Origin of the sequence: Mesorhizobium prunaredense (genome assembly GCF_900156895.1) — a bacterium.
GTDB lineage: Bacteria > Pseudomonadota > Alphaproteobacteria > Rhizobiales > Rhizobiaceae > Mesorhizobium > Mesorhizobium prunaredense.
In genome coordinates this window covers 152,018-164,958 of sequence record NZ_FTPD01000023.1, presented here as the reverse complement: position 1 = coordinate 164,958, position 12,941 = coordinate 152,018, and the positions used below count along the sequence as shown (strand labels likewise).

At 62.8% G+C, this 12,941-nt stretch carries 15 protein-coding genes; 7 read left to right on the top strand and 8 right to left on the bottom strand.

Features of this window, described 5'->3' with window-relative positions; all coding sequences use genetic code 11:
• Positions 1-57: 57 nt before the first annotated feature.
• Positions 58-930: a cytochrome c1 gene (locus tag BQ8794_RS18445; RefSeq protein ID WP_077380011.1), complete on the top strand. Its 873-nt coding sequence runs from the start codon at positions 58-60 to the stop codon at positions 928-930.
• 231 nt (positions 931-1,161) lie between these two features.
• Positions 1,162-1,707 carry an adenine phosphoribosyltransferase gene (locus BQ8794_RS18440; RefSeq protein WP_077380009.1) on the top strand — a complete coding sequence of 182 codons (546 nt, stop codon included), beginning with the start codon at positions 1,162-1,164 and terminating at the stop codon, positions 1,705-1,707.
• A gap of 41 nt (positions 1,708-1,748) precedes the next feature.
• On the opposite strand, the gene BQ8794_RS18435 is transcribed toward BQ8794_RS18440, so the two are convergent.
• The 6 genes from BQ8794_RS18435 to BQ8794_RS18410 all read right to left on the bottom strand — a co-directional run bounded on the left by BQ8794_RS18435 (position 1,749) and on the right by BQ8794_RS18410 (position 6,656).
• Positions 1,749-2,219 (bottom strand): MaoC family dehydratase, encoded by a 471-nt coding sequence (locus tag BQ8794_RS18435; protein WP_077380007.1) that lies wholly within the window; start codon positions 2,217-2,219, stop codon positions 1,749-1,751.
• Positions 2,216-2,713: a MaoC family dehydratase gene (locus tag BQ8794_RS18430; protein WP_077380005.1), complete on the bottom strand. Its 498-nt coding sequence runs from the start codon at positions 2,711-2,713 to the stop codon at positions 2,216-2,218. Before BQ8794_RS18430 ends, BQ8794_RS18435 begins: the two co-directional genes overlap by 4 nt.
• Positions 2,714-2,841: 128 nt before the next feature.
• Complete coding sequence (gene corA / locus BQ8794_RS18425; protein ID WP_077380003.1) at positions 2,842-3,816, bottom strand: magnesium/cobalt transporter CorA; 975 nt, start codon at positions 3,814-3,816, stop codon at positions 2,842-2,844.
• Between the two features lie 259 nt (positions 3,817-4,075).
• A complete protein-coding gene (gene ychF / locus BQ8794_RS18420; RefSeq protein ID WP_077380001.1) occupies positions 4,076-5,179 on the bottom strand; it encodes a redox-regulated ATPase YchF in 1,104 nt (367 codons plus the stop codon).
• 97 nt (positions 5,180-5,276) lie between these two features.
• Positions 5,277-5,999: an aminoacyl-tRNA hydrolase gene (gene pth, locus BQ8794_RS18415; protein ID WP_077379999.1), complete on the bottom strand. Its 723-nt coding sequence runs from the start codon at positions 5,997-5,999 to the stop codon at positions 5,277-5,279.
• A gap of 18 nt (positions 6,000-6,017) precedes the next feature.
• A complete protein-coding gene (locus BQ8794_RS18410) occupies positions 6,018-6,656 on the bottom strand; it encodes a 50S ribosomal protein L25/general stress protein Ctc (protein WP_077379997.1) in 639 nt (212 codons plus the stop codon).
• Between the two features lie 413 nt (positions 6,657-7,069).
• Here BQ8794_RS18410 and BQ8794_RS18405 point away from each other — a divergent pair, with 413 nt between their 5' ends.
• The 5 genes from BQ8794_RS18405 (at position 7,070) to BQ8794_RS18385 (ending at position 11,403) form a co-directional block, all read left to right on the top strand.
• Positions 7,070-8,071, top strand: coding sequence for a LacI family DNA-binding transcriptional regulator (locus BQ8794_RS18405; protein WP_077379995.1), 1,002 nt, complete (start codon positions 7,070-7,072; stop codon positions 8,069-8,071).
• Between the two features lie 74 nt (positions 8,072-8,145).
• Positions 8,146-8,937, top strand: coding sequence for a 3-methyl-2-oxobutanoate hydroxymethyltransferase (locus BQ8794_RS18400; RefSeq protein ID WP_077379993.1), 792 nt, complete (start codon positions 8,146-8,148; stop codon positions 8,935-8,937).
• Between the two features lie 7 nt (positions 8,938-8,944).
• Positions 8,945-9,949: a sterol desaturase family protein gene (locus tag BQ8794_RS18395; RefSeq protein WP_077379991.1), complete on the top strand. Its 1,005-nt coding sequence runs from the start codon at positions 8,945-8,947 to the stop codon at positions 9,947-9,949.
• A 116-nt stretch (positions 9,950-10,065) separates the two neighbouring features.
• Complete coding sequence (locus BQ8794_RS18390; RefSeq protein ID WP_077379989.1) at positions 10,066-11,007, top strand: substrate-binding domain-containing protein; 942 nt, start codon at positions 10,066-10,068, stop codon at positions 11,005-11,007.
• A gap of 78 nt (positions 11,008-11,085) precedes the next feature.
• Positions 11,086-11,403: a MocE family 2Fe-2S type ferredoxin gene (locus BQ8794_RS18385; RefSeq protein ID WP_077379987.1), complete on the top strand. Its 318-nt coding sequence runs from the start codon at positions 11,086-11,088 to the stop codon at positions 11,401-11,403.
• A gap of 72 nt (positions 11,404-11,475) precedes the next feature.
• On the opposite strand, the gene BQ8794_RS37205 is transcribed toward BQ8794_RS18385, so the two are convergent.
• Together BQ8794_RS37205 and BQ8794_RS18375 are read right to left on the bottom strand one after the other, a co-directional pair.
• Positions 11,476-11,577: a helix-turn-helix domain-containing protein gene (locus BQ8794_RS37205; RefSeq protein ID WP_077379985.1), complete on the bottom strand. Its 102-nt coding sequence runs from the start codon at positions 11,575-11,577 to the stop codon at positions 11,476-11,478.
• Between the two features lie 25 nt (positions 11,578-11,602).
• Positions 11,603-12,853 (bottom strand): MFS transporter, encoded by a 1,251-nt coding sequence (locus BQ8794_RS18375; protein ID WP_280174605.1) that lies wholly within the window; start codon positions 12,851-12,853, stop codon positions 11,603-11,605.
• Positions 12,854-12,941: the final 88 nt, after the last annotated feature.

Genomic DNA, 12,941 nt, shown 5'->3' with positions numbered 1-12,941 from the left:
GACAAGATCATGCTCGAGACGACGACAGCGCGCCAGAGAATCTCAAGGGGATTTGGTATGAAGACGATTCTCACCTCGCTGGCGCTGCTCGGCCTTGTGCTGGCAGGCACTGCGGCCGCGACAACCGGGGCGATCGCCCAGGAGGAGGCGCACAGCGAAGCCGCGCCGACGCATTTCCCGATACACCAGCCGAAGGAGATGGACTGGAGCTTCGCCGGGCCTTTCGGCACCTACGACAAGGCGCAGTTGCAGCGCGGGCTGAAGGTCTTCAAGGAAGTTTGCGCCACCTGCCATTCGATGAAATTGGTGGCGTTTCGCACGCTGGAAGATCTTGGCTATTCGGAAGCGCAGGTCAAGGCGCTGGCCGCCGAGTACACGATCAACGATGGTCCCAACGATGCCGGCGACATGTTCGATCGTCCCGGCATACCGTCCGACTATTTCCCGGCGCCGTTTCCCAACGATCAGGCAGCAGCGGCCGCCAATGGCGGGGCTGCGCCGCCCGATATGTCGCTGCTGGCCAAGGCGCGCGGCGTCACGCGCGGTTTTCCGCGTTTCGTCTTCGACATCTTCACGCAATACGCCCAGGGCGGTCCCGACTACATCCACTCGCTGCTGACCGGCTATGACGAGCAGCCGCCGGCGGGCATGGAGATACCGGAAGGCACCCACTACAATCCGTACTTCATAGCCGGCGTCTCGCTGAAGATGCCCAACCCGCTTTCCGACGATCAGGTGACCTATGACGACGGCTCGCCGCAGACGGTCGACCAGTATTCCCGCGACGTGTCGGCGTTCCTGATGTGGGCAGCCGAGCCGCATCTGGAAGCCCGCAAGAAGACCGGCTTTCGCGTGCTGGTTTTCCTGTTGCTGTTCGGCGCGCTGGTCTATCTGACCAAGCGCAAGGTGTGGGCCGGCGTGGCGCACTGAGCTACGGAAAACCACGAGATCAAAAAGGGCGTCGAACGGCGCCCTTTTTGCATGTCTAAGGACTGCCTCCGAAGACCGCCTCCGAAGGCCGCCGGCTCCAGTCCTTTGCCGGACAATTTTCTTCCAGGCGCCACATCGCGGTAGCCGTCGCCGGCCGCGCCGGGTTACGATCGGCCAGAGTTCCTTCTCACGTCTTCAAGTCGAATCGGACGAATGCCCGGAGAGCCGCCCATGAAACCTTCGCTCGAAGACACGCTGCTTGCCGCGATCCGCACCATTCCGGACTATCCCAAGCCGGGCATCCTGTTTCGCGACATAACCACGCTGCTAAGTAATGCGCGCGCCTTCCGCCGCGCCATCGACGAGCTGGTGCATCCCTATGCCGGCCAGAAGGTCGACAAGATCGCCGGCATCGAGGCGCGCGGCTTCATTCTTGGCGGCGCCGTCGCCCATCAGCTCTCGGCCGGCTTCGTGCCGATCCGCAAGAAGGGCAAGCTGCCTTACGAGACGGTGCGCGTCGCTTACAGCCTCGAATACGGGGTGGACGAGATGGAGATGCATAGGGATGGCGTGTCTCCGGGTGAGAAGGTGATCCTCGTCGACGACCTGATCGCCACCGGCGGCACGGCAGCGGCAGCGGTCCAGCTGCTGCGGCAGATCGGCGCCGACATCCTCGCCGCCTGCTTCGTCATCGACCTGCCGGACCTCGGTGGTCGCGACAAGCTCGAGGCGCTCGGCGTGCCGGTCAGGACGCTGATCGGGTTCGAAGGGCATTGAGAGAGTGTTCTTCCTTCTCCCACAAGGGGAGAAGGAAGAGACTATCCCACCTTCACCAGCACGGCGCTTTCGAACTCGATGACTTTGTCGCCGGTCGAATCGAAAGCCTCCGAGCGCAGCGTCAGCACTCGCCAGCCCGGCCGCGATATGATGGGGCGGTGGGCAAGCGCGGTGCGGGTGAAGGTCACGGTTTCTCCGGCATAGACGGGTTTTAGCCATTTGAGGTTCTTGAAGCCGGGCGAGGGGCCGAATTCGGGCGCGGGCCCTGCGCCGGCCCAACGGGCGCCATCGGCCTCCACGCCGGTCTTGAGGTTCAACTTCATCCAGGTTGCAGCTGTGTGCCAGCCGGAGGCGCACAGGCCGCCGAACACGCTGTTCCTCGCCGCCTCTTCGTCGAGATGGAAAATCTGCGGATCGTATTTCCTGGCGAACGCCTTGATCGCCTCGGGCTCGAATCTATGCGAGCCGAGGGTGACGGTGACGCCGATGCAGAAGAACTCGTCCAATGTCATGAGCGGCCCTGTGCGGCATCACGGGCGAGGAACATGACTGTGTTCTCGAGTTCGAAGACGCCTTCGCCACGCTGGTTGAAAAGCTCGCTGCGCATGGTGACGAGGCCGAGCTGAGGCTTGGACCTGGACAGACGCTTGGCAAGGACGGTGGTGCTGCCGCTCAAGATGTCGCCCGCCAGCACCGGCCTCTTCCACCGGACCTGATCGACACCAGGGGCGCCTTGCGAGGTCGAGTCGAGCAGGAAGGCGTCGCACAGCATGCGCATGAACATCGCGCAGGTGTGCCAGCCGGATGCCGCCAGCCCGCCAAGGATGCTGGCCCTGCCCGCCGCCTCGTCGAGATGCATCGGCTGCGCATCGAATTCTTGCGCGAATTCGATGATCTCGGCCGCACTCACCAGCTTCGTACCGAGGTCGAGCGAGGCGCCCTCGACGAAATCCTCATAGGCCCAGGTTTTTTCATAGGCCCGGTTCTTCACGTTCTTTCCGGTCATGGTCTGGAATCCGGTTCAAGAAGATCGCCACGGATCGGGCTTCCCGGATGCAGGCGGGGCGCAATTTGGTCAAGTCATTTCTGGTGCGCCAGGCCATCACGCTCAACGTAATAGAAGCTCCGAAGCCTCTACAACCAGCCGCGACGGCGGAAATACCAGAATGGCAGGATCGCCGAGAGGATCATCAAGCCGATGGCGAAAGGATAGCCGAAGTTCCAGGTCAGTTCGGGCATGACATTGAAATTCATGCCGTAGATCGAGGCGACCAGCGTCGGCGGCAGGAAGATGACCGCGGCGACGGAGAAGATCTTGATGATGGCGTTCTGCTCGATCGAGATCATGCCGAGCGTCGCGTCGAGGAGGAAGTTGATCTTCTGCGACAGGAAGGTGGCGTGGTCGGCGAGCGACAGCACATCGCGCGACAGGGTCTTGATGCGCGCACGGATGTCCTTGCTCATCTTGGTCTGGGTCGAGGCGTGGGTGAGGAAGCCGGCGAGCCGCTGCAGCGAGATCAGGCTGTCGCGGATCGAGGAGGCAATGTCCTCCTTGCGGCCGATGGCTTTCAGCAATTCCTGAAAATCGCGGTTGCGCTTCGACGCCTTGGTCGAGCTTGGCTGGAAGATGTCGCGCGAGATCGTCTCGATGTCGCGGCCGGCACGCTCCAGAATGTCGGCGAGGCGGTCGACGATCGCCTCCAGCAGGCCGATCAGGATGGTGTCGCCGCTGGTGCAGCCGGTCGCCACTTTCTCGGCGCGCTGCGGAAACGTCTTGAAGGCCTTCGGTTCGTGGTAGCGCACCGTGATCAGCCTGTTGCCGGCCAGCACGAAGGTGACCGGCGACATCAAGGGATCGTCGGCCTCGGTCTGGGCCGGCAGAATGGCGGTCATGAAATAGGCGCCGTCCTCGACATAGAGGCGGCTCGAAATCTCGATCTCCTCCATCTCCTCGCGCGTCGGAATGGCAACGCCGAGCCAGGCCTCGATGGCCGCTTCCTCTTCCTTTGTCGGGTTCACAAGATCGGCCCAGACGACCTGGTCGCTGTTTGCCAAAAGATCGTCGGCAAGGCGCAGGCGATCATTGTCCACGACGAATGCCTTGATCATCGCCGGGTCTCCCTTGCTGAGGCCAAAAGGATGGGTTCAAACGGGCGCGTCGTTTCGGATTGCACCGGACGGGCGCTTTCGACGAAAGCGCGGGGCTGGGTACAGACGCCCCTTAGACCGGGCATTGCGGGCAGTCAAGCCGCGCGGAAAGGCTCTTCCTTCTCACCCTTGTGGGAGAAGGTGGCCTCGCGAAGCGAGGTCGGATGAGGGGTGTTCCAGCTAGCTTGGCACCAGAGAAGGAAGAAGGCGCCCGATCAGTTCAGGTGTTGAACTTAAACAGCATGATGTCGCCGTCCTGGACGACATACTCCTTGCCTTCGTCGCGCGCCTTGCCGGCTTCCTTGGCCGCCACTTCGCCGCCCAGCGTGACGAAGTCGTTGTAGGCGATGGTCTGGGCGCGAATGAAGCCGCGCTCGAAATCGGTGTGGATGACGCCCGCAGCCTGCGGCGCCTTGGCGCCCTTGTGCACGGTCCAGGCGCGCGTCTCCTTCGGCCCGACGGTGAAATAGGTGATGAGCTGCAGCAGCTCGTAGCCGGCGCGGATCACCTTGTTCAGGCCGGGTTCGTCGAGGCCCAGGGTAGCCAAAAATTCCATTTCCTCTTCGTCGCTGAGCTGCGCGACCTCGGCTTCGATCGCCGCCGAAATCACCACGGTGCGGGCGCCTTGCGTGGCAGCCATCTGTTCGACCGCCTTGGTGTGTGGGTTGCCGGTGGCAGCATCGGCCTCGGCGACATTGCAGACATAGAGCACGGGGTGCGATGTCAGCAGGTTCAGCCCTTGCAGGATGCGCAGATCCTCCGCGGAGATATTTTTGAGCAGGATGCGGGCCGGCTTGCCGGCCTGCAGGAGTTCAAGGGCGGCTTCCATCATCGGAAGCACGGTCAGCGCCTCCTTGTCCTTGCCGGAAGCGCGCTTGCGGAACTGCACGATGCGGCGCTCGAGGCTGTCGAGATCGGCGAGCATCAGCTCGGTCTCGACGGTCTCGGCGTCGGCGACCGGATCGATGCGGCCCTCGACATGGGTGATGTCGTCATCCTCGAAGCAGCGCAGCACATGGACGATGGCGTCGACCTCGCGGATATTGGCCAGGAACTGGTTGCCCAGCCCTTCGCCTTTCGAGGCGCCGCGCACCAGGCCGGCGATGTCGACGAACGAGATGCGGGTCGGGATGATCTCCTTCGACTTGCCGATCGCGGCGATTTTTTGCAGGCGCGGGTCGGGCACCGCGACTTCGCCGGTGTTCGGTTCGATGGTGCAGAACGGATAGTTGGCGGCCTGCGCCGCCGCCGTTCTGGTCAGCGCGTTGAAAAGCGTCGACTTGCCGACGTTGGGCAAGCCAACGATGCCGCATTTGAAACCCATTTTTATCCGGTCCTATCGGGAAATCGAAATTTGATGAGGGCTATGGGCGAAAGGGGTGACGAACGTCAAGCCCTGCAGCCCCGATCCGTGGCCAGGCTCAGCCCTTGCCGCCAAACAGCTTCTTCAGCATGGCGGCCATCGGGCCGGTTTCGGGCAGCTTGGCCGCCGGCTGCTGCGGCCGCGCCTGGCGAACGTGGCTTTGTGCTTTCGGCGCCTTGGGCGGGCGGTCGTCGTCGCCCGTCGGCGTGAGCTTGTCGCGCAAGGCCAGCGTCACGCGATTCATGAAGGAATTGTCGTCGCCCTTGACAAGCAGTCCGGCATCGTCGGCGATGGTGTCGAGCAGCACGTCCAGCCACTCGCGGTCGCTTTTGGCGAAATCGCCAAGCACATGGCCATGCACAATTTCCTTGGCGCCGGGGTGGCCGACGCCAATGCGCACGCGGCGGAAATCCTTGCCGACATGCTGGTCGAGCGAGCGGATACCGTTGTGGCCACCGGAACCGCCGCCGACCTTGACCCGCACCTTGCCGGCGGCAAGGTCGATCTCATCATAAAAGACGGTCAGCGCCGAAGCGTCGAGCTTGTAAAAGCGCAGGGCTTCGCCGACCGACTGGCCGGACAGATTCATGAAGGTCTGCGGCTTGATCAGGATGATTTTTTCGCCGGCAAGCGTGCCTTCGGCGATCAGTCCCTGGAACTTTTTCGACCAGGGCGAAAAGGAATGGCGGCGGGCGATTGCGTCCGCCGCCATGAAGCCGACATTGTGCCGATTGTCAGCGTATTTCGCGCCCGGATTGCCGAGGCCTGCAAACAGCAGCATCGTCACCCCCGGGCGGAATTACTTCTCTTCGTCGGCAGGAGCCGCTTCGGGTTCAGCCGCTTCGACCGTCTCTTCCGCCTCCGGCTTCATCGCCGCGGAGCCGGCTATGGTCGCGACGGTGAAGTCGCGGTCGGAGATCACCGGCTTGACGCCGGCCGGCAGCTTGACCGCCGAGATGTGGATCGAATCGCCGATATCGGTGCCGGTGAGATCGACGGTGATGAATTCCGGGATCGCATTGGCCGGGCAGTGGAACTCGACCTCGTGACGCACGATGTTGAGCACGCCGCCGCGCTTGATGCCGGGCGACTTGTCCTCGTTGATGAAGTGGACCGGCACGTCGACATTGACTTCGGTGTCCTTGCCGATGCGCAGGAAGTCGACATGGACCGGAAAATCCTTGACCGGGTCGAGCTGGTAGTCCTTGGGCAGGACCTGGATCTTCTTGCCGTCGACATCGATCGTGGCGATCGTGGTCAGGAAACCGCCGCCATGGATCTTGTAGTAGATGTCCTTGTAGGTCAGCGCAATCGCCAGGGGAGGCTGCTTGTCGCCGTAGATTACTGCAGGCACTTTACCGTTGCGGCGAACTGCACGGGCGGACCCCTTACCGACCTGTTCGCGCGCTTCGGCCTTGAGCTCGTAAGTATCGCTCATGGCATTTCCTTTCGCGTTGTTCTGGAGCGTTCGCGGCCGGCGAGATGCCTGGGCCGTAAACGTCGAAAGCCGTCATGGCCTTACATGATCTGGTCCAAAAATCTTTTTGGGATCACGCAGGCTGGACAGCCTTCCGCCGCGTTGCCTCCAAGGGTGTCTACGCGGGTGGCGGCTCTATAGCGGAAGGTGGGGCGGGGTGCAAGCCAAAGGCGGCCATTGCATTAATGTCTGGCTTGGGCCCAGGAGCCGACATTGTCACTTCGAAAGCCCTGAAGCAACCGACTGGCGGACAGCCGGTGCATTCGATTGGCGAACATCGCCGGGATGGGGCCTTTGGGAGAGCCAGAAGATGATCTATCCTGGAGGCGGATGCGGCTGGCTAGGCTTCGGCATCGTGACGGCGGAGAACCAAGATTCCGAAGCCCACCTTCCTTGAGATAGCCAACCGCGCCGGGGTCGGCACGGCGACGGTCGAACGCGTTCTGAACGGCAGGGGCGGTGTCAGGCCCGCAACCGTGGAGAAGGTCGTCGCTGCCGCGCGCTCTCTCGACTATCCGCGCCGCTTGCCGGAAGCCCATCGAGGGGTGATCAGGATCGAGGTCATTCTGGTCCGTCCGGACGCCACCTTCTTTGCCCGGCTGTCTCGTGCCTTCGAGCGCATCGCCGCCACGTTGGATCGGACGATCGCCGTACACCGGACATTTCTCGATGAGGCAAATCCCGCGGCCATCGCGCAGCGGATACTCGATCCCGACATACGCCGCGCCGCCCTTATCCTGGCGGTTCCCGACCATCCGCTGGTCGGTGCGGCACTGAGGCGGCTGGAGGCGGAGAAGATCCCGACGGTGCAGATCGTCACGCAGATTTCGGGCACCAGCGGCGCCTATGTCGGCATCGACAATTACGCCGCTGGCCGCATGGCCGGGCTGCTGATGTCGCGCATGCAAAGGCGGCCGGGCAAGGTGGTGGCGATCTGCCATAGCCAGATCTACCGCGTGCATCGCGACCGCGTGCGCGGCTTCTTCGACTATCTGATGGAAGCCGGCGGCGATTTCGAACCGGTCGCTGCCCTGTTCGGCCATGACGAGGGCGACCGAAACGCCGGGCAACTGGTCGAGGCACTGACACGCTGGCCGGACCTCACCGGGCTCTACAATGCCGGCGGCGCCAACGCCGCGCTGAACGACGTACTAAGACGCCCGCGTGGCCGCGAGATATTCTTCGTCGGCCACGAACTCACCGAGCGCAGCGCCGCTGCCCTTCGCCAGGGCACGATGGATGTCGTGCTCGACCAGGCGCCGGAGGCGCAGGCCAGACGCGCCATGGACCTCGTGCTGGCGAAATTGAACCTGCACGATCTGCCGGTCGACAATCCGCCGATCCGCTTCGTCACTTTCACCGCCGAGAACGTTTGATCTGATTCGATCAAGGAACAAGCGGCCTTCCGCCGGCCGCGATGTTATCCCCTCAGCAAACGGGAGGATGACAGGTGACCAGACGGCTGACGGCCTACGATCTGCAGAGCGCCAAGGGCACTCGCAAATGGCTGCAACTGCATGTCGATACGCCGGCCGAAGCGGCTGCGGCGGTTGCATGCGACATCGCCATCCTGTCCTGCGAGCCCGACCACAATCTCGAAGCCGTCCGCGCCGCCGCACCTCACGCGTTCCTGTCGGTGGGCATGGCGCATGGCGCGGTTGCCTCGCCCGACGAAGCGATACGTCTCGGCTTTGCGATGATGCGACGCGGCGCCGATGCGATCTACTGCTCGCATTCGCCCCGCTTCATCGAGGCGATGGCGGCGGAGGGCATTCCCGTCACCGGCCATGTCGGCCTGGTGCCGAACCGCGCCACCTGGACGAACTTTCGCGCTGTGGGCAGGACAGCCGAAGAGGCCCTCAAGGTCTTGCACGCCATCAAGGATTTGGAGAATGCGGGTGCTGCCTGTGTCGAAATCGAGGTCGTGCCGGTGCGGTTGGCCGAGCACATCACCCGGTCGACGCCGCTGGTCACAATGGGCATGGGCTGTGGCTCGGCCTGCGACACGCAATACCTGTTTTCCAGCGACGTGCTGGGCACCCACACCGGCCACTACCCCCGCCATTCCAAGCGCTACGCCGACTTCGTCACGCTGGAGGCCGAGCTGCAGGAAAAGCGCATCGCCGCCTTCCGCACTTTCGGCCGCGAGGTCGCCGAGGGCCGCTATCCCGAAGCCAGGCACCGGGTCGACATGGACGATGCCGTCTTCGACCGCTTCCTGACCCTCTCCCAATCCTTGTGAGACCGACATGGACGACCTGAAATACGGCAAGCGCAACAAGCGCGGCGACTGGGTCCCCGACGAACCGGCCGGCACCGCGCCGCTCTTCGTCTTCCCGCCGCGGCCGCTCGCGCTGCTAAATTGGCTGCCGCAGTACTTCCTGCCCTACAATCTGCTGTTCGCCCTTTCGGCGGTGGCCTGGTGGCACTTCGTGCTGCCCGATGTCGAGGCGATGAAGACGCTGTCCTGGGGCTGGATCGTCAGGCTGTTCCTCGTCAACTGTGCGGCACTGCTTCTGTTCTTCGGCGTCTTCGAACTGCGGCTCTATATCCTGAGGGCGCAGGGAAACCGGTTCAAATACAACGGCAAATGGCCGTCCGAGCAGAAGAGCAACGCCTTTTTCTTCGGAAGCCAGAACATCGACAACATGCTGCGTACCTTCGGCAGCGGGCTGCCGATCTGGACGGCGATCGAGGTCGCCATCCTCCATGCCTACGCCAACGGCTACGTGCCATGGCTCACCTTTGCCGCGCATCCCGTCTACCTGTTCTGCCTGGCGCTGGCCGCGCCGATCATTCACGAGACCCATTTCTTCCTGCTGCACAGGGCCATCCATTGGGGGCCGCTCTACAGATGGGTGCACTCGGTCCACCACAATTCGGTGAACCCCTCGCCATGGTCGTCGCTGTCGATGCATCCGGTCGAGCAGTTCGGCTATCTCGGGGTCGCGCTGTGGCATCTCATCCTCCCGTCCAACCCGATCCTGGCGCTCTATCAACTTCACTTCGCCGGCTTCGGCGCCATCCCCGGCCATGTCGGCTTCGACAAGGTCGAACTCGGCGAGGACAAGGCAGTCGATAGCCACGCCTACATCCACTACCTCCACCACAAATATTTCGAGGTGAACTACGGCGACGGCCTCATCCCGTTCGACAGGTGGTTCGGCACTTTCCACGACGGCAGCCCGGAAGGCGAGGCCCGCATGCAGGCCCGCTACGAGAAGAAGAAAGCGCGAGCCAATTCGGCCGGATGAATAGCCCATTTGAATAGCCAAGCGAGGTGGCAGCCGCCGCCCGCTTAGCCATCCCGAAAGGGCCGGTGATCAAAAAGAGGAGTGAGCCGGCACTCCAGTCCACAGGGAGGAAATCCATGAAGAAACTTCTTTGTTCGGCAGCGTTGGTGACAATGATGTCGACCGGTGCGATGGCAGAAAAGATCGGCGTCAGCATCGTCAACTTCGACAACAACTTCCAGACGCTGTTGATGCACGGCATGCAGGACCGTGCCAAGGAAAAGGGTGCCGGCATCCAGGTCGAGGATGCCCAGAATGATGTCGCCAAGCAGCTCGACCAGGTGAAGAATTTCATCGCCAGTGGCGTCGACGCCATCATTGTGACGCTGGTCGACACCAACGCTTCCAAGACCATCAGCGAGGAAGCCGCGAAAGCCGGTATTCCGCTCGTCTTCGTCAATCTCGAGCCCACTGACATGGCCAATCTTCCCGACAAGCAGGTCTATGTCGGTTCGAACGAGGTTGAATCCGGCACATTGGAGGCGTTCGAGGTGTGCAAGCTGCTGCGCGCCAAGGGCAAGTCGGCGGGCGCCAGGGCTTACATCGTCATGGGCAGCCTGGTTCACCAGGCCGCGCTGCAGCGGACGAAGGATGTCGAACAGATCTTCAGCACCGACATGTGCAATTTCATCAAGATCGTCGACAGGCAATCATCCGAATGGGCGCGCGACAATGCGCAGAACCTGATGACCAACTGGCTGACCGCCGATCAGGCGCCGGACGCCGTCATCGCCAACAATGACGAATCCGCCATCGGCGCCATCCTGGCGCTGAAGGCGAGCGGCGTCGACATGAAGGACGTCGTCGTCGGCGGCATCGATGCCACCCAGGATGGCCTGCAGTCGATGAAGGCGGGCGACCTGTCGGTGACGGTGTTCCAGAACGCCAAGGGGCAAGGCGGTGGCGGCGTCGACGCCGCACTCGCACTCGCCAAGGGTGAGAAGGTCGATCGGGTCGTCTACGTCCCGTTCGAACTGGTGACGCCGGCCAACATGGCCGACTACCTCAACAAGAACTAGACCGCAGCAAAACCTCCAGGACGGCTGCAACGGGCCGTCCCGGACGATGCCCTACGGTTCATTATCGAAGGAAAGCACATGTCCAGCTGGATCAGGGCCTGCAGCCTCGACGACATCGAACAGGAAGGCGCCCGCCGCTTCGACCATGGCGGGCGGACCTACGCCGTCTTCCGCTCGCCGGACGACGAGGTGTTTTGTACAGACGGCCTGTGCACGCACGAGGCGATCCATCTCGCCGAGGGGCTGGTGATGGACTACGAGGTCGAATGCCCCAAGCATGCGGGCGCCTTCGACTATCGCACCGGTGCGGCGAAGCGCCTGCCACCCTGCATCAATCTCAGGACTTATCCGGCCAAGGTGGAAGCGGGCTCCGTCCTGGTTGCGATCAGCCAGTAATTGCAGCCGGTTCGGTCGTGATCGAGTATATCCTTTCCGGCTCGGACGGGCGAAAGAGGTTCGCTCTACCTTCTATGGCTTCCGCTCGACCAGCAAGTAGCCGATCCCACGGACCGTCTGAATGCTAGCCGATGCATCCGGTCCGAGCTTGGCACGCAGATAGCGATTGTACACCTCGGTCGAGGCCTAAATCCAAGCCTCACCCGATCGTAGTCTCTTCCTCGATCTTCCTGGCTTGCCTCATATTGGGAAGAAAAACCGTCAGCAGCCCGAGCAGCGGCAAATACGAGCAGATCTGAAAGACGAAGTCGATGCCTTTCATATCGGCGACGACGCCGAGCACGGCGGCGGCGATGCCGCCCATGCCGAAGGCGAAGCCGAAGAAGATGCCGGCGATCATGCCGACGCGGCCGGGCACCAGTTCCTGGGCGAAGACGACGATGTTCGAGAAGGCCGAGGACAGGGTCAGGCCGATCAGCACGGTCAGGATCATGGTCCATTCGAAATTGGCGTAGGGCAGGGCCAGCGTAAACGGCAGCACGCCAACGATCGAGAACCAGATCATCGGCTTCTGTCCGTAGCGGTCGCCGAACGGGCCGCCAAGCAGGATGCCCAGCGCCGAGGCGCCGAGGAACAGGAACAGCATGACCTGCGACATCTGCACCGAAACGCCGAATTTATCGATGGCGTAGAAGGTGTAGTAACTGGCGAGGCTGGCGACGTAGGCGTTCTTGGTCAGCACCAGCAAGGTCAGCACCGCCAGCGCGCCCATCACCTTGCGGCGCGGGAAGGGTGAGACGAAGCCTGCCGCCTTGCGGTTGGCGAGCGAGGCGCGCAGCCGGCTGTACCAGCCGCCGACCCGCCACAGCACGACGATGCCGATCAGCGAGCCGGCGGCGAACCACGCAATGCTGGTCTGGCCGAACGGCACGACGATGAAAGCGGCCAGCAACGGCCCGATGGCCTGGCCGAGATTGCCGCCGACCTGGAACAGCGATTGCGCCAGGCCGAACCTGCCGCCCGAGGCGAAGCGGGCGATGCGCGAGGATTCCGGGTGGAAGATCGCCGAGCCGATGCCGATCAGCGACGCGCCGATCAGCAGCAGCCAATAGTGCCCGGCATAGGCCAGCACGATCAGGCCGATCAGTGAGGACGCCATGCCATAGGGCAGCGAATAGGGCATCGGCCGCTTGTCGGTGACCATGCCGATCAGCGGCTGCAGCAATGACGCCGTCACCTGGAAGGTGAAGGTCAAAAGACCGATCTGCCAGAAATCGAGATGGTAATTGTCCTTCAGCAGCGGATAGATGGCCGACAGCAGCGACTGCATGATGTCGTTGACACAATGGCAGAAGCTCACCGCAAGGATGACGGTGAAGGCCGTCGCTTGCGCCGAAGTGTGGCTGGCCGTCGCCGGCGTGGCGGCGGAGGTGGCTGTCGTATCGGTCAACGCAGGCTCCATGGTCTTTTTGGCGGACGCTCCCGCAGGCGGCCCTTATGGCCCCCCGCTGCCTTATAAGTTACTTGCCGGGCGACTT